Origin of the sequence: Aminobacter sp. BE322 (genome assembly GCF_050433525.1) — a bacterium.
GTDB lineage: Bacteria > Pseudomonadota > Alphaproteobacteria > Rhizobiales > Rhizobiaceae > Aminobacter.
Genome location: NZ_JBNPXB010000001.1, coordinates 412518 through 428649, shown reverse-complemented (window position 1 = coordinate 428649; position 16132 = coordinate 412518). Strand labels below are relative to the sequence as shown.

Sequence of the window (16132 nt, the reverse complement as noted above, 5' to 3'; positions counted from 1 at the left end):
CCAGCCTATAGATCGCGTCATGAATGAAGAAGATCGTCCGCTCAAGCGCGGCTGGACCACCGGCGCCTGCGCCACCGCTGCCACCAAGGCGGCGTGCGTGGCATTGAAGGCGGGGCAGTTTATCGACCCGGTGGAGATTGTGCTGCCGGGCGGCCAGAACGTGGCCTTCGCGCTGGCGAAGAGCCAACGCGGCGACGGCTGGGCGATGGCCGGCATCGTCAAGGATGCCGGCGACGACCCCGACGTGACCCACGGCGCGCTCGTCATGAGCACTGTACGGCCGAGCACGGCGGGCGGCGGTATCGTGTTCCGGGCGGGCAAGGGCGTCGGCACGGTGACGCGGCCGGGCCTGCCGATCCCGCCGGGCGAAGCGTCGATCAATCCGGTGCCGCGCAAGATGATCGCTGGCGTCGTGGCCGAGGTGCTGGGCGAGGGCGCCGATGTCGAGGTCGAGATTTCCGTCGCCGGCGGCGAGGAGATGGCGCTCAAGACGCTGAACCCGCGCCTCGGCATCCTCGGCGGCATCTCGATCCTCGGGACCACCGGCATCGTCATTCCCTATTCCTGCTCGGCCTGGATCCACTCGATCCATCGCGGCGTCGACGTGGCGCGCGCCATGGGCTTCGACCATGTCGCGGGCTCGACCGGCAACGCTTCCGAGATGGCCGTGCAGAAGTTCCACGGCCTGCACGAGGTGCAGCTGATCGACATGGGCGACTTCGTCGGCGGCATGCTGAAATACATCCGCGCCCACCCGGTGCCGAAGGTGACCATTGCCGGCGGCGTCGCCAAGATGACCAAGCTCGCGCAAGGGCTGCTCGACCTGCATTCGAGCCGCGGTTCGGCCGATCTGGACGGACTGGCTGCGGTCGCTGTCGAGGCCGGTGCGGACGCCGAACTCGAGGCTCGCATCAAGGGCGCCAACACGGTGGCCGAGGCCTTCATCGAGGCCAGCAAGGCCGGCATCGCCATTGGCGACGCGGTCGCCGCTGCAGCCTGGCGCACGGCGGCTAGCGTGTTCGATAGCCCCGAGATCGCGGTCGAGATCCTTGTCTTCAACCGCGAGGGAGAGCTGAGGGGGCATGCGCCCTTCGCGGCCTCTCATAGCCCGTCGCGGCCCCTGAAGCGGCGCTGATAGTAGGCGTCGTAGAGCGAGCTTTCGCGGAAATCCTCCGAAGCCAGCGACTGGCCGACGAAGATGATGGCGGTGCGCTCGATCGGGTCCTTCGCCAGTTCGGCCGCAATCGTCGACAGCGTGCCCCTGACGATGCGTTCGTCCGGCCAGGAAGCGCGGAAAACGACCGCCACTGGGCATTCCGGGCCGTAGTGCGGGGTGAGTTCCCCAACGACCTGGTCGATGGCGTGGATCGACAGGTGGACGGCGAGCGTGGCACCAGTGCGACCGAAGCCGGCGAGCGTTTCGCCCGGCGGCATCTTCGAGGCGCGGCCAGAGGTTCTGGTCAACACCAGGCTCTGGGCGACTTCGGGAATGGTCAGCTCACGCTTGAGCGCTGCCGCAGCCGCGGCGAAAGACGGCACGCCGGGGGTCAGCGTGTAGGGGATGCCGTGCTTCTCCAGCCGGCGGATCTGTTCGGCAACCGCGCTCCACACCGAGAGATCGCCCGAGTGCAGGCGGGCGACGTCGTGGCCGGCCTTGTGGGCTGCGACGTATTCCGTCTCGATTTCGTCGAGCGACATGGGAGCGGTGTCGACCAGTCGGGCGTCTGCAGGGCAGTAGGACAGTAGTTCCGGCGAGACGATGGAGCCGGCATAGAGGCAGACCGGGCAGGAGCCGAGCAGGCGGCTGCCGCGCACGGTGATCAGGTCTGCCGCGCCCGGGCCGGCGCCGATGAAATGAACGGTCAAGCTGTGGCTCCAGAGGTGGCGATAGCGCAGGTGGCGGGGCCGACGATCGTGCGCGGACCGAGCAGGGTGGCATCGGTGCCGGCGGCGGCGAGGGCAGATGCTTCCGACACCGACGGTGCGCCGGCGGCTTCCTGCGAGGCCCGGGAATGGCTGAGCGTGCGGGTTGCGACCGCCGACAGTGCTGCGTCGTCGACGACAAGCAGTGGCAGGTCGAGGCGGCGCGCGGCGGACAGGATGCCAGGCTCGTCGCGCTTCAGGCTCGCGGTGGCGAGCGCGGTCAATGCGGTGACCGCGAGGCCATGTGCTTCGAGCGCGGTTTCGATTGCCGAGAGGATGTCTTCGTGCGCCGCGCCTTTGCGGCAGCCAATGCCTGCAACCATCATGGCTTGACCCAGCTCCACTGCGTGACCGGCATCGCCGGCCGCCAGCCGGTCATCAAGCCAACGGGGGCGGCGCGGGAGACTTGAAGGCGCAAAAGCTCGCCGCCGAGCGCGGCATGGCGCGCCAGCAGCCGCGTTTCCATTTCGAGGGTGACGGCATTGGCGACCAGCCGGCCGCCTGATCGGAGTGCCGCGATGGCCGCATCGAAGACGCCTTCCTCCGAGCCGCCGCCGCCGATGAAGATCACGTCAGGCGTGGGCAGGCCGGCCAGTGCCTCGGGCGCGGCGCCGCTGACGACGGTCAAACCGGGCACGCCGCAGTTGGTGGCGTTGCGCGCGATCCGCTCGGCGCGTTCGGCATTGTGCTCGATGGCGATGGCGCGCAGCGAGGGGTGGCAGAGCATCCACTCGATGGAGATCGAGCCTGATCCTCCGCCAATGTCCCACAGCAGTTCGCCACGGCGCGGGGCGAGGGTGGACAGCGTCACGGCGCGGATTTCGCGCTTGGTGATCTGGCCGTCGTGCTCGAACAGATCGTCGGCGAGACCCGAGGCGAGCGGCAGGACGCGTGCCTGAGGACCTGATTCAATCTCGAGCGCCAAAACGTTGAGCGGATTGATGTTTTCGAGGCTGAAGCTGTCGGCGCGGGCCGTTCGGATGCGCTCGCTGTCGCCGCCCAATGCTTCGAGCACGGTCAGGCGCGAGGCGCCGAAGCCGCTGTCGGCGATGAGCGCTGCGATCTGGGCAGGGGCTTCACCATCGGAGGTGAGCGCGATGATGCGCGCGCCGTGATGCAAGAATGGGCGGATCAGGTCGATGGCATGGCCGTGCAGCGAGATCGTCTCGCTGTCCTTCAGTGCCCAGCCGAGCCTGGAGGCGGCGAGCGAGAAGGACGAGGGGGCGGGCAATACGCGCATTTCGGCGGGCGGCACGGCTCGGGCCAAGGTGACGCCGACGCCGTAGAGAAATGGATCGCCCGACGCCAGCACGCAGACGTTTTCGCCGTGCAGGGCGACGATGTCGCGCATCTCGCTGTCGAAGGGCGTTGGCCAGGGGCGGGCCGCGCCGCGGATCAGTTCGGCTGCCAGCGCCAGATGGCGCTTGCCGCCGAAGACGTGGGCAGCGGCTGAAATCGCGCGCTTGGCCTCGTCGCTAAGACCCGCCACACCGTCTTCGCCGATGCCGACGACGGTCAGCCACTTTTGCTCTGGGTTGCGGGAAGTAGTCATGTCGCATCGCCCCTCATCCGCCTGCCGGCACCTTCTCCCCGCAGGCGGGGAGAAGGAAGAAGCGGCGACGTCGATGTTCCTCTCTTCCCGACAGGAGGCTGGCACCTTCCGACAAGCGACAAAGACATCCCGGCGAGCGGCAGGACGTTCACGACAGATTTCCCGGCCGGGGACAAGGACGGGCGGTGACGTTGACGATCCCCTCTCCCCGTCCTTACGGGGAGAGGGTAAGGGTGAGGGGCAGTTTCTTGCGAACGCGGACGATCATGAAGACGGTTTTGATCCTGGGCGGTACCACCGAAGCGCGGCAGCTGGCGGCGAAGCTGGCCGCGCGCGGCGACCTCGACATCACGCTGTCGCTGGCCGGCCGGACCGAAAAGCCGGTCGCGCAGCCGGTGCCGGTGCGCATCGGCGGGTTTGGCGGTGTGCAGGGGCTGGCCGATTGGCTGGGCGAGCACAAGGCCGACCTGCTGATCGACGCCACGCATCCCTACGCGGCGCGCATCTCGGCAAACGCGGCGGAGGCGGCGCGCATTTCCGGCGTGCCGATATTCGCCCTGCGCCGTCCCGGCTGGGAGCAGGTCGAAGGCGATCGTTGGATACTGGTGGACGACGGCGAAGAAGCCGTTGCCGCGCTGGGCGACAAACCGCGCCGTGTGTTCCTGGCGCTCGGACGGCAGGAAGTGGCGGCGTTCGAGACCGCACCCCAGCATGCCTATGTCATCCGCAGCGTCGACCCGATCGAGCCGCCGCTCCGCGTGCCCGATGCGACCTATATCCTGGCACGCGGACCGTTCGCCGAGGTCGACGAGCGAGCGCTGCTCGAGGCGCAAAAGATCGACGTGATCGTCGCCAAGAACAGCGGCGGGCAGGCGACCTATGGCAAGATCGCGGCAGCTAGAGAGCTCGGTATCGAGGTGATCCTGTTCCGCCGGCCGCAACTGCCCGACGTGCTGTCGGCTCCGAGCGTGTCCGCAATGGCCGAGATGGTCGATCATTTTGCCGCCCCGGCCGAAAAGCGCGGCGTGTAGACCAACGGGCGCTTGCCGCCGCGCTCGATCAGGCGCGTTTCCGGCGAGCCGATGACGACGCAGGTTGCCATGTCGGCCTTTTCCGCAGCGGCTTCGCCAAGCGTGACGATTTCGATGCGCTCGTCGGGCCGGCCGGCGGCGCGGCCGAAAATGACGGGCGTCGCGGCGGGCAGATGGGCGCGCAGTGTCTCGAAGGCGCTGCCGAGCTGCCAGGGGCGGGCCTTGCTGATCGGGTTGTAGAGCGAAATCACGAAACCAGCCTGGGCGACGGCGACGAGGCGGCGCTCGACCAGATCCCACGGCTTCAGATTGTCCGACAGGTTGATGGCGCAGAAATCGTGGCCCAGAGGTGCGCCCACGCGGGCGGCGACCGCCAGCATGGCGGTGACGCCCGGAACCACAGCGAGATCGATGTTCCGCCATTCCCTCGGGCCGGCCTCGATGGCCTCGCAGACGGCCGCCGCCATGGCGAAGACGCCGGGGTCGCCGCCGGAAACGACCGCCACGTTGCGGCCGCTTGCCGCCATCTCCAGCGCCGCATTGGAGCGCGAGATTTCCTCGCGGTTGTCGGAGGCGACGTGGGTCTGGTCGGGCCGCAACTCGAGCCGGTCGAGATAGGGCTTGTAGCCGAAGAAATGGCTGGCTTCAGCGACCGCGCGGCTTGCCTCGGGCGTGATCTGGTCCGGATTGCCGGGGCCGAGGCCGATGACGACGAGGCGGCCGCTCACGTGTCCGCTCCCGGCTTGCCGGCCCAGCCGGGCACCAGCACGATGGCGAAATAGGGGGCCTTGTCGTCTGGCTTGTCGACGAGCCGCATATGCTGGGTGTTCGGCATGGTGCCGCGCTCGACATAGAGCGCACGGCCGAGCTTGCCGGTGGCTTCCAGCGCCTTGCGGATCTTGGGCAGGTTGCGGCCGACCTTCATGATGACGGCGGCGTCGGTGTCGGCGAGGCGGCGGGTGAGCTCGAACTCGTTCATGGTGCCCGGCAGCACCGACAGCACGTCGTCGCCCTGGACGATCGGAACGCCGGTCTGCGACCAGCAGCCCGACATGGCGGTGACGCCGGGGATGACCTCGGTCGGGTAGAGATGCGACAGGCGCACATGCAGGTGCATGTAGGAGCCGTAGAATAGCGGGTCGCCCTCGGACAGGATGGCGACCGTGCGGCCCTGGTCGAGATGGGCGGCAACGGCTTGTGCCGACTCCTCATAGAAGCCCGTGATGGCCGCGCGGTAGTCGTCGTGATCCTTGTCGATCTCCGTCGTGACCGGATAGACGAGCGGCAACTCGATCACGTCGTCGCGGAAATGGGCGTCGGTGATGGTGCGGGCATTGCCGTTGGCGCCGCGCTTGGAAAAATGCGCAATCACGTCGGCCTCGGCCAGCGCGCGCACGGCCTTGACGGTCAAAAGCTCCGGATCGCCGGGGCCGGTGCCGACGCCGATGAGGCGGCCTATTGCAGCGGCCGTGCTCATACGCCGGGCCTCGCCAGCGAGTTGAGGGCAGCGGCAGTCATCGCGCTGCCGCCGAGGCGGCCACGCACGATGGCACAGGGCACGCCATAGGAATTTTCGGCCAGCGCGTCCTTCGATTCGGCTGCACCTACGAAGCCAACCGGCATGCCGATGATGGCCGCAGGCTTCGGCGCACCGTCACGCAGCTTTTCGAGCAGGTAGAACAGGGCCGTCGGCGCGTTGCCGATGGCGACGACGGAACCTGCCAGCCTGTCGGTCCAGAGGTCGATTGCCGCAGCCGAACGCGTGTTGCCGATCTCCCTGGCGATATCTGCCGTGCGCGGGTCGCGCAGGGTGCAGATCACCTCGTTGTCGGCGGGCAGGCGGGCGCGTGTGACGCCGCGCGCCACCATCTCGGCATCGCAGAAGATCGGCGCGCCGGCCTGCAGGGCGCTACGCGCGGCAGAGACGAAGTTCTCGGAGAACACGAAATGCTGGGCAGCTTCGACCAGGCCGCAGGCATGGATCATGCGCACCGCGACGTCGGCCTCGTCCTCGGAGAAGCGCTTGAGGTCCGCCTCGGCGCGGATGATGGCGAAGGAGCGTTCGTAGATGGCCGTGCCATCATGGATGTAGTCGTAGGCGGCCATGTTCATTCCTGTGCCAGAGCTTGCGCGAGGTGCTTTGCGCCCAGCCTTGCGAGGCAAGCGGCGGCATCTTCGTCCGGCTTGCGCTCCTGGGCGAGCAATTTCGTGAGGCGGCCCATGCCGCGCGCGGCTTCATAGCTCGCGGTGTAGGCGGCCGGAAGGCCCTTCGCCGTTCCGCCGACGACAAATGCCGCGCCTTTTTCGTCACCGACGATGGTGAGCGTGGCAGGTCCCGGATGCGCACAACCCTTGGCGCAGCCGGAGACGTGCAGCGAGAGCGTCGTGTCGAGGCTTTCTCCGAGGTTAGTTGCGATGTCAGCGGCTACGTCGCGCGCGGCGATCATGCCCGAAGCGCAGGCAGGCGCGCCCGGGCAGGCTGCAATGCGGATGCGGGGATCGGCGGGCGAGGTGACGAGGCCGAGGGATTGGGCAGTGGTGGTGAGGGAGTGGGCGGCGGATGGGGCGAGGCCCATGACGAGCAGGGTTCGGCCCGGAGCGGGGCGGATGCCGGTGGCGCCGGCGTTTGTCGCTGCCTCGCAGAATGCGACCAACGTGGAAGCGTCGATGCTGCCGAAGGGGAGGGCTATGCCAAGGGCGATCCGGGCGTCGGTGAGGCGGAGGATTCCGATGGGAGATGAACCGGTTGTGGGAATCCGTTCAGATTTCGATTCATCAGCCCGGATAGCAGCGCCAGAGTGCATAGGGGACAAGCCAAGGGTGGCTTCGTCGCGATCCTTCGCACCCCCCTCTGTCCTGCCGGACATCTCCCCCACAAGGGGGGAGATTGGCAGCGCCGCCGTCTGCGCTTGACCTGCGATGTCGAAGTTCCCCACCGTAGAGGACGCAGACGGAGATGCGATCTTCTCTGGCGAGGCTGCGTGAAACTCTGTCTGTTCTGTGGGCGAAGCCGTCGATGACGGCGTGATCTCCCCCCTTGTGGGGGAGATGTCCGGCAGGACAGAGGGGGGTGGGAAGGAATGAGACCTCTCCAACCCTTCGATAGCGGCATGCACCGTCTCCGCGTCGAGATCACGAGCGCGACCCGTGCGGCCCAGTGCGGCGACAGCGCGAAGGATGTGTAGCGTAGCCGTGCACGGCTTGTGCGCATCGAATTCACCGACAAAGGTCGCAGCCTGTTCGTCGCCGGCGACTGACAAACTCCAGCGTGAAGCGCCGACCGCCACCAGCCTGACATCGCCCATGACCGAACCCAGTCCGATCGTGCCGCGACCGTCGACGACGACCGAGACCTTCGGCCCGAGCCGCGAGGCAAGGCCGGCATCTTCAATGCCAGCGCGGATGGCTGCCGCGACCGGCGCAGGGTCGGCGATTTCGGCCGGATCGATGCCGGCGAGCGGGCTGGTGTCGACGGGCACGCCGGTGCGCACCGCGATGCCGAGCGCATCGACTTCCTCGGCCAGCAAGCACGCGCTTTCCGCCGTCAGGCCCCGGATCTGGATGCTGCCGCGGGCGGTGACCTCGACGATGCCGTTGCCATGACGCGCGGCGGATTCCGAGAGTCCGATCAACGTCTTGGGCGCGAGTTCTCCAGCGAGCGGATTGATGCGGACAAGTAATCCGTCGCCCGTCTGCATCGGGGCTGAAAGGGCCGGGCAGGCGCCGCGTCGGGAGAAGCTGGTCATGCCGCGACCTCGCGCGCTTCAGCCTCGGCGATGAGGGCGGCGAGATCGTCGTCGATGGAGTTGCGCAGCGGGCGCCACAGGCCGCGCCGGCGCGCGGCGGCGAAGCGCTCGGCGATGAATTTCGCTGCCGCCGGGTTTTCGCGCAGCATGAAGTCGCGCACGGCGTCGTTGCCCACATAAGCGTCGTGGACGGCCTCGATCAGCGCGCCCGGGATGGCGTTGGTGGTCTCGGCGAAACCGATCAACCGGTCGACGGTCTCGGCGAATTCGGAGGCGCCGCGCGGGCCGTGGCGCATCTGGCCGGCGATGAAGCGGGCGTTGGTAGCGCGGGCGCGCACGACGCGGCCGACGGCTTCGGTGACGGACCGCGGGCGCGGTTTGTGCGGGTCGGAGGTGTCGAGCACGATGACGTCGGCATTCTTGCCGAGCGCAGTGAGCGCCGCCGTGAAGCCGCCGATGAAGGCGACGTCGGCGGACCCCTCGAGGATGTCGCGACCGGGGTCGTCGCCAGTGTGGACCAGCAGGTCGGCCTCGGCGATACGGCCGGCAAAGGCGCCGGGCGCCGAAACACCCTCGCCGTCGCTGCCGCCATAGGCATGCGACGCGGCGTCGAGATAGGCGCGGCCCAATTCTTCGCGGTCCTGCCAGTCGCCGCTGGACAAAAGGTCTTCGAGGCCGGCGCCATAGGTGCCGGGCGAGGAGCCGAAGATGCGCGGCTCGACCTTGCCCGCGGCACGGGTGCTGGCGGCGAGCGGGTTGTCGTGGTCGTCCTCGTCGCGGGTGGCGACGGCGCGGGCGGCTGCATCTATCAGCGCGATCTGGGTCGGGAACATGTCGCGGAACAGGCCCGAGATGCGCCAGGTGACGTCGACGCGCGGGCGGCCGAGCGCGGCCGGCGGCCGCACCTCGACGCCGGTGACGCGGCCGGTAGCGGCGTCCCATTGCGGCCGGCAGCCCATCAGCGCCAGGCCCTGCGCGATTTCCTCGCCGCCGGTGCGCAATGACGCGCTGCCCCAAAGGTCGATGACCAGCGCGCGCGGCCATTCGCCGTGGCTCTGCAGGTAGCTGCGCATGATCTCGTCTGCGGCTGCTTTGCCGAGGTCGAAGGCCGTCGGCGTCGGCATGGTGCGCGGGTCCGACGTAAACAAGTTTCGCCCGGTGGGGAGCACGTCGGTGCGGCCACGCGCCGGCGCACCTGACGGGCCGGCTTTGACGTGGCGGCCGTCGAGGGCGGCGATCAGGTTTTGCCGCTCGGCCTCGGCGCTGGCGCGGCGTGCCGCGTGAGGCTCGTCTGCTTCGGCTCGACCATAGATGTGCAAGCCGTCCTTGATGGCGAAGTCCTTGAGGTCGCAGAGCCAGGCGTCGATGCGGCGCAGCGCCTCGTCGGGCGCGTCGGTCTGGGCGACGCCGGCCTCGGCGGCGAGGCCGGTCTGGGCGGCGGTCTCGACGATGAGCTTGGCCAACCGGTCGCGGCGGCGGCGGTCGAGGCCGTCGGCTTGGGCGTATTCGTCGACCAGGCGCTCGAGCTTCTGCTGGTGCTCGTCCAGCCCGGCCGAAGCGAGCGGCGGCGGCAGGTGGCCGAGGGTGACGGCCGCAATGCGGCGCTTTGCCTGGGCGGCTTCGCCGGGGTTGGAGACGATGAAGGGATAGACCACCGGCAGCGAACCGGTGACGATCTCGGGGAAACAGTTTTGGCTCAGCGCCACCGCCTTGCCCGGCAGCCATTCGAGCGTGCCATGGGCGCCGACATGGACGATGGCGTGGACGCCGAGGGACTTTTGCAGCCAGAGCCCGAAGGCGAGCAGCGCATGGCGCGGCGGCAGCGTCGGGTCGTGATAGTCGGCGCGGCGGTCGGCCGAGCGGCCACGATCGGGGGCGAGGGCGACGGTGACGTTGCCGAAGGTGGCGGCGCGGAAGGGGAAATAGAGTGGCTCCTCTTCAGCGCTGAGCTGCTCACCTCGGAGGGCGAGCCGCCCCTCACCCTTACCCTCCCCCCGTAAGGACGAGGAGAGGGGGGCACCGGCGCTGCGGCCATCTTCATTGGCGTTGGCGCTGCGGCCAGCTTCCTTCTCCCCGTCCTGACGGGGAGAAGGTCCGGCAGGGGATGAGGGGCGGCGCGACGGCGGCGGCGTTTCAGCCTCCAGCGCAGCTTCCCCCCACGCCGCCTCGACTGCATTCCTTGCTTCCGTGGGCAGATCGGCGGAGAGTTCTACATAGTCTTCAAGCGCAAGCCCATGCCCGCCGGCCTCGATCAGGTCGAGAAGCGCCCGTGGCGATTCCGGAATCGATTCAACGTCGTAGCCGGCGTCCTTGAGGTCGTGCAGCATGGCGAGCAAGCTGGATGGCACGTCGAGGCCGACGGCATAGCCGGTGCGGCCGGGGGCGCTGGGGTAGTCGGGGATGAGGATCGCGAGCTTGCGTTTTTCGCGGGGCGTCTCACGCAGCCCGAGGTGTGCTGCAATACGGCGGGCGACCTGTTCGACGCGGTCGGGCTCTGGCCGGTTGGAAAACGCGCGGAAGCCGAGTGCGGGGTCGACGTCGCTCTCGGCCTTGAAGGAAATGGCGCAGGCGAGGATGCGGCCGTCGAGTTCGGGCATCACCACATGCATGGCGAGGTCGGCGGGCGCCAGGCCGCGCGGGCTGCCTTCCCAGGCCTCGCGGCGGGTGGTGGCGACGATGACCTGGAAGACCGGCACGCCGGCACGGTCGAACAGCGTTTCCGCGCCCGGTTCGGCGCCTGCGGCAAAGGCGGTCGCGGTGACGATGGCCGCGGGGTCCAGCTCGGCCAAAGCCGCGTCGACGAAGGCGAGGGAATCCTTGTCCTTGAGGCTGGAGACGAAGATCGGGACAGGGCGAAGACCTTGTGCCCTGAGTGCTTCGACCAATGCGTCGATCGGCGCTACGTCGGCGGCGAGCAGTATCGAGCGGTAGAAGAGGATGGGGATGGTGCTTCCTTCTCCCCGTTTACGGGGAGAAGGTGCCCCGAAGGGGCGGATGAGGGGCTGCGCCAAGAGGGGCGATGTGGGCTCCTGCCCCTCATCCCCCTGCCGGGACCTTCTCCCCGTGAACGGGGAGAACGGGGCCAAGGCCACGCCCCGCTCCGGATCATAGAATCCCGCCTTCGGCACCGAAACCGGTGCGACAGCTGTACTGCTAACGCCCGCCAATCCTGCCAGCCGCGCGACCAGCGCCTTCATGTTCTCGGGGCCGCCCTCGCGGAAGTAGCCGAGCAGAGCGTCGAGTTCTCCGCGCGGCAGCGTCGAGGCTTCGATCAGCCTGAGATCCTCGTCGTGGCTCTCGCCGGGCAGCAGCGCCAGCGCGATGCCTTTTTCGCGCGCAAGGGCTGCGAGGCGGTCGCAGCCGTAGCGCCACCAGTCGTGGCCGCCGAGGATGCGGACGAGGACGACCTTGGCATGCGCCGCAACGCTGTCGATCCAGAGGTCGACCGACATCGGGTGGCGGAGGTCGCGCAGATTGGCCAGTCGCATCGACGGCAGGTTTGTCGCCTCCGCCTTCCAGGCGTTGGCGAGGCCGGCCAGGTCGCTGTCGGTGAAGGACAGCGCCACCACATCCGCAGGCTTCTGCCTGAGGTCCACAGGCTCGATCAGGTCGTCGAGCGAGGCGGATGTGGTGGTGAGGATATGCATCCCTGTCGTCCGGTTCAGCCGACCAGGATGCGCTCGATGGCCGGGCGGTCGAGGCCCTTGAGGCCGATGACCACGAGACGCGAGCGGCGATCGTCTTCGACGGTCCAGGCGCGGTCGTAGTAGTGGTTGACGCGCGGGCCGACGGCCTGGACGAGCAGGCGCATCGGCTTGCCGCCGACGTCGACGAAGCCTTTTACACGCAGCACGTTTTCTTCCTCCGCGGCGGTGGCGACGCGCTTGGCGAGTTCTTCCGGGCTGGCGATCGAGGGGATCTCGATGACGAAGGTGTCGAAGTCGTCGTGCTCGTGGTCGAAGGCGCCGTCATGGTGGGTCTTGCGGTTCTCGATGTCGTCCTCGACGGCGAGGCCGAGGCCGAGCAGCACCGACGGATCGACCTTGCCATGCGCCGACGGCACGATCTTGACCGCGCGTGCCAGATGCTCGCCGACGATGGCGCTGGCACGCGCATGGCCGGCCTCGTCGAGCAGGTCGGACTTGGACAGGATGATGAGGTCGGCGCAGGCGACCTGGTCCTCGAACACTTCTTCGACCGGATCGTCATGGTCGAGCGAATCATCGGCCAGGCGCTGGGCGGCGAGCGCCTCCATGTCGGAGGCAACATTGCCGTCGGCAAGTGCGGGGCCGTCGACCACGGCGATGACGCCATCCACTGTGACGCGGCTCTTCACCGTCGGCCACTGGAAGGCCTGCACCAGGGGCTTGGGCAAAGCGAGGCCCGAGGTCTCGATCAGGATGTGGTCGACCTTCGGCGTGCGCGACAGAATCTGGTCGAGGGCCGGCACGAAGTCGTCGGCGACCGTGCAGCAGATGCAGCCGTTGGCGAGCTCGACGATGTTTTCTTCCGGGCAGGCGTCGATGCCGCAGCCCTTGAGGATCTCGCCGTCGATGCCGACGTCGCCGAATTCGTTGACGATGATGGCGAGGCGCTTGCCCTTGGAGTTCTCGAGGATGTTGCGGAGCAGGGTGGTCTTGCCGGCGCCGAGAAAGCCGGTGACGACGGTGCAGGGAACGCGTTCGACGGAGGCGGTCATTTGTCTTCCTTGATGAGAGCAAGTGGTGGGATGCGCGCGACGAGGCCGCGCTTGAGGCTGTCGGGACGGCCGCGCCAGGGGATGAGGCCGTCGGTCGAGGTGGCGAAGAGCCTTGCGCCGGTGACGAGGTCTTCGCCCGACGAGATGGTGAGATCGCCGAAGACGTAGCTCCAGGCGCCGTCGCGGATGAGCGCGGCGCTCAGTCGGCGCTTGCAGTTGCCGAGGCATTCGACGGTGCGCACGGCGACGTCGCCGCCGGCTGCGATACGGGCGTGCTCGGCAAGTTTCGCGCCGGCGCGGGGATGGGCGTCAGAGCCCGTCTCGTCGCGGCAGGAGGAGCAGACGAGGATGGTCACGTCGCAAGCAGGCGTGCCGGCTGCGTCGCAGCACGCGTCCGAAGTCCCGACCGGAAAATTGTCGTCGAAGTCCAAAATCCAGGCTCCCTGCCCGGGACACCCGCCAGGCGATCGGATCACAGTCTCAGACGGCAGGTCTCCTGGCTTGCGGATCGTCGCCGTCGCCCGCCTTCCCGGGAAATCTCCCAGTGGTCTTCGAGCTCGGCTCTTCGCTCACAGTTGCGGGGACAGCCGCGGAGTTGGCCGAAAAAGCCGCACCGCATTCCCTCTTAGCCTCCGCCTTTGCGGGCGGAGGACCGTCGACTGGCGATTTAGGCGGTAGGCAGGGTTGGAGTCAACGCAGCGGAGCGACCAACAATGTCGCTCAGCGCCGGCCCTAGGTCGCCGGCGGGCGTCACCTCGATGCGCTCGAGGCCGAGCCAGTCGCGCATCTGTTTGAGTTCTTCATAGAGTTCGGCTGCGGTTTCGGCCGGGGCACATGGTTCCGAATAGACCGCGTGAACGCGCAGCACGCCCGCCGGGCGATCGGCCTTCAGGTCGATGCGGGCGACGATGCGCTCGCCGAGCAGGAACGGCAGCACGTAGTAGCCGTACTGGCGCTTGTCCGCCGGGGTGTAGATCTCGATGCGATAGCGGAAGTCGAACAACTTCTCGGTACGGGTGCGTTCGAATACGAGCGGATCGAAGGGCGCGAGCAGGGCGCGTGCCTGGATCTTGCGTGGGACACGCGCCCCGGCGTGGAGATAGGCCTGCCGGTTCCAGCCTTCGACCCGCACCGGAACCAGTTCGCCCATCTCTACCAATTCCTCGAGCCGGTCCTTCATGTCGGCCGGCGACAGGCGAAAGTAGTCGCGCAGGCAGATGGCGGTGGCGACGCCGTGGGCGCGGGCGGAAATCCTGAGGAGTTCGCGATGCGCGTCGGCGGCTGGCAGGGCAGGGCGGTTAAATATCTCGCCGGGCAGGACGCGTTCGGGCAGGTCGTAGAGCCGCTCGAAGCCGCGGCGCGAATGGGTGGTGATGCGGCCGGCCCAGAACAGCCATTCGAAGGCATACTTCTCGCGGCTCCAGCCCCACCAGCCGCCCGAGCCTTTGGTCCCTTCTATATCGGACGCAGCGATCGGTCCGCGGTCGACGACCTCCCGGTAGATCGCTTCGATTTGGCTGCGGTGCTCGCGGCCGAATTTGGCCAGGCCCGAGTACATTTCCGTATCGGCGCACTCCATGCGCCAGCGGATCAGCGGAAAGGTCTCGAGCGGCAGCAGCGAGGCCTCGTGCGCCCAATATTCGAACAGCATGCGCTTTTTCGGCTGCATGGCATCGTCGAGCAGCGCCATCGGATAGGGGCCGAGTCGCGAATAGAGCGGCATGTAGTGGGCGCGGACGACGGCGCTGACCGAATCGATCTGGAACAGGCCGGTGCGGTCGAGCACACGCTTGAGGTGACGTCGCGTGATCGCTCCGGCCGGCGGCGGATCGGCAAAACCCTGCGCGGCGAGAGCGATGCGGCGGGCGGTGGCCAGGGAGATTTTTTCAGTCATTGCGGCAAGCTATCGCAGTCTTCGGAAATGTGACGCTAGGGCAGGGGAATCGCACTTTGCTGCAGATGCTAGCAGAAGCGCGGCTCGGGACTTGTCAGGAGAGTAAAGTGGAGTAAAAATAGAAGGAAATCAAAGATGGGCCGTGCCCCCAGGATTCTGGCCCAGCCGTGGGGTTTGCCACCTTTCGGACAAGGTTGGGCTTGCTTCGCCCGACTGCCTGCGCTAACCGTCGCCGCATTGCAGCACGACCGTTTCGTCCGAACCGGCGAGGAACCGTCGCGCTTCCGGAAACGGACCCCGTGCTGTAAGTCTGGGTGGATTGGCCACCAACGGAATTCGCAGCATGAACGCTCTCCTGAGTTCGTATCTGCCCATCGTCATTTTCATCGGTGTGGCGCTCGTAGTCGGCATCGCCCTCATCGTGGCGCCCTTCCTCGTCGCCTACCGCAGCCCGGACCCGGAAAAGCTGTCGGCCTACGAGTGCGGCTTCAACTCCTTCGACGATGCCCGCATGAAATTCGACATCCGGTTCTACCTGGTGTCCATCCTCTTCATCATCTTCGATCTCGAAGTGGCGTTCCTGTTTCCGTGGGCGGTGTCCTTCGGTGAGATCGGCATGCTCGGCTTCTGGTCGATGATGATCTTCCTGGCCGTGCTGACCATCGGCTTCGTCTACGAGTGGAAAAAGGGAGCGCTGGAATGGGATTGAACGACGCCTCCGGCACCCTGATCGCGCCGCGGCCCAAGGGCATCATCGATCCGAACACCGGCAAGCTGATCGGTTCGGACGACGCCTTCTTCGGCGAGCTGAACAACGAGCTTTCAGACAAGGGTTTCCTCGTCACCTCGTCGGAGGCGCTGATCACCTGGGCGCGCACAGGCTCGCTGATGTGGATGACCTTCGGCCTCGCCTGCTGCGCGGTGGAGATGATGCACATCTCGATGCCGCGATATGACGCAGAGCGCTTCGGCATCGCGCCGCGCGCTTCTCCGCGCCAGTCGGACGTGATGATTGTGGCCGGCACGCTGACCAACAAGATGGCGCCTGCGCTGCGCAAGGTCTACGACCAGATGCCCGAGCCGCGCTACGTCATCTCGATGGGCTCGTGCGCCAACGGCGGCGGCTACTACCACTATTCCTATTCGGTGGTGCGTGGCTGCGACCGCGTCGTGCCCGTCGACATCTACGTGCCCGGCTGTCCTCCGACCGCCGAAGCGCTCCTCTACGGCATCCTTCTTCTGCAGAAGAAGATCCGCCGCACCGGCACCATCGAGCGGTGATCCCAC

At 67.5% G+C, this 16132-nt stretch carries 15 protein-coding genes and 1 riboswitch; of the genes, 4 read left to right on the top strand and 11 right to left on the bottom strand.

The features are described 5' to 3' along the window. Window positions 1-19 precede the first annotated feature (19 nt). Complete coding sequence (locus J2X50_RS02085) at window positions 20-1135, top strand: cobalt-precorrin-5B (C(1))-methyltransferase (RefSeq protein WP_429091034.1); 1116 nt, start codon at window positions 20-22, stop codon at window positions 1133-1135. Here the strand turns inward: J2X50_RS02085 and cobM are convergent. The 3 genes from cobM to cbiE are packed head-to-tail and all read right to left on the bottom strand — an operon-like array spanning window position 1102 to window position 3475. Beyond that, window positions 1102-1866 carry a precorrin-4 C(11)-methyltransferase gene (gene cobM / locus J2X50_RS02080; RefSeq protein ID WP_429091032.1) on the bottom strand — a complete coding sequence of 255 codons (765 nt, stop codon included), beginning with the start codon at window positions 1864-1866 and terminating at the stop codon, window positions 1102-1104. The genes J2X50_RS02085 and cobM overlap by 34 nt on opposite strands. Next, entirely contained in the window at window positions 1863-2249 is a 387-nt protein-coding gene (locus J2X50_RS02075) for a cobalamin biosynthesis protein (RefSeq protein ID WP_429091030.1), read from the bottom strand. The genes cobM and J2X50_RS02075 overlap by 4 nt, the downstream gene beginning before the upstream one ends. Next, the gene (gene cbiE / locus J2X50_RS02070; protein ID WP_429091028.1) at window positions 2246-3475 is read right to left on the bottom strand and encodes a precorrin-6y C5,15-methyltransferase (decarboxylating) subunit CbiE; all 1230 of its coding nucleotides are present in this window, start codon (window positions 3473-3475) and stop codon (window positions 2246-2248) included. Before cbiE ends, J2X50_RS02075 begins: the two co-directional genes overlap by 4 nt. A gap of 266 nt (window positions 3476-3741) precedes the next feature. Between cbiE and J2X50_RS02065 the strand changes: the two genes are divergently transcribed. After that, a complete protein-coding gene (locus J2X50_RS02065) occupies window positions 3742-4506 on the top strand; it encodes a cobalt-precorrin-6A reductase (RefSeq protein WP_429091026.1) in 765 nt (254 codons plus the stop codon). On the opposite strand, the gene J2X50_RS02060 is transcribed toward J2X50_RS02065, so the two are convergent. From J2X50_RS02060 to J2X50_RS02025, 8 genes are all read right to left on the bottom strand, one after another. Beyond that, the gene (locus J2X50_RS02060) at window positions 4470-5234 is read right to left on the bottom strand and encodes a precorrin-3B C(17)-methyltransferase (RefSeq protein ID WP_429091025.1); all 765 of its coding nucleotides are present in this window, start codon (window positions 5232-5234) and stop codon (window positions 4470-4472) included. The genes J2X50_RS02065 and J2X50_RS02060 overlap by 37 nt on opposite strands. Further along, window positions 5231-5983, bottom strand: a complete 753-nt coding sequence (locus J2X50_RS02055; RefSeq protein WP_429091023.1) for a precorrin-2 C(20)-methyltransferase — start codon at window positions 5981-5983, stop codon at window positions 5231-5233. Before J2X50_RS02055 ends, J2X50_RS02060 begins: the two co-directional genes overlap by 4 nt. Then, the gene (locus tag J2X50_RS02050; RefSeq protein ID WP_429091021.1) at window positions 5980-6612 is read right to left on the bottom strand and encodes a precorrin-8X methylmutase; all 633 of its coding nucleotides are present in this window, start codon (window positions 6610-6612) and stop codon (window positions 5980-5982) included. The genes J2X50_RS02055 and J2X50_RS02050 overlap by 4 nt, the downstream gene beginning before the upstream one ends. Window positions 6613-6614: 2 nt before the next feature. Beyond that, entirely contained in the window at window positions 6615-8252 is a 1638-nt protein-coding gene (gene cobG, locus J2X50_RS02045; RefSeq protein WP_429091019.1) for a precorrin-3B synthase, read from the bottom strand. After that, window positions 8249-11899 (bottom strand): cobaltochelatase subunit CobN, encoded by a 3651-nt coding sequence (locus J2X50_RS02040; protein ID WP_429091018.1) that lies wholly within the window; start codon window positions 11897-11899, stop codon window positions 8249-8251. The genes cobG and J2X50_RS02040 overlap by 4 nt, the downstream gene beginning before the upstream one ends. A 14-nt stretch (window positions 11900-11913) precedes the next feature. Beyond that, window positions 11914-12951 carry a cobalamin biosynthesis protein CobW gene (cobW, locus tag J2X50_RS02035; protein ID WP_429091016.1) on the bottom strand — a complete coding sequence of 346 codons (1038 nt, stop codon included), beginning with the start codon at window positions 12949-12951 and terminating at the stop codon, window positions 11914-11916. Then, window positions 12948-13382: a DUF1636 family protein gene (locus J2X50_RS02030; RefSeq protein ID WP_429091014.1), complete on the bottom strand. Its 435-nt coding sequence runs from the start codon at window positions 13380-13382 to the stop codon at window positions 12948-12950. Before J2X50_RS02030 ends, cobW begins: the two co-directional genes overlap by 4 nt. 38 nt (window positions 13383-13420) lie before the next feature. Next, window positions 13421-13623: riboswitch (cobalamin riboswitch) on the bottom strand. Further along, window positions 13619-14845 carry a winged helix-turn-helix domain-containing protein gene (locus J2X50_RS02025; RefSeq protein WP_429091013.1) on the bottom strand — a complete coding sequence of 409 codons (1227 nt, stop codon included), beginning with the start codon at window positions 14843-14845 and terminating at the stop codon, window positions 13619-13621. (Overlaps the previous riboswitch by 5 nt.) A gap of 343 nt (window positions 14846-15188) precedes the next feature. On the opposite strand from J2X50_RS02025, the gene J2X50_RS02020 reads away from it, so the two are divergent. Then, a complete protein-coding gene (locus tag J2X50_RS02020; RefSeq protein ID WP_340038842.1) occupies window positions 15189-15554 on the top strand; it encodes an NADH-quinone oxidoreductase subunit A in 366 nt (121 codons plus the stop codon). Then, window positions 15545-16126, top strand: coding sequence for a NuoB/complex I 20 kDa subunit family protein (locus J2X50_RS02015; protein ID WP_429091010.1), 582 nt, complete (start codon window positions 15545-15547; stop codon window positions 16124-16126). Before J2X50_RS02020 ends, J2X50_RS02015 begins: the two co-directional genes overlap by 10 nt. Window positions 16127-16132 lie beyond the last annotated feature (6 nt).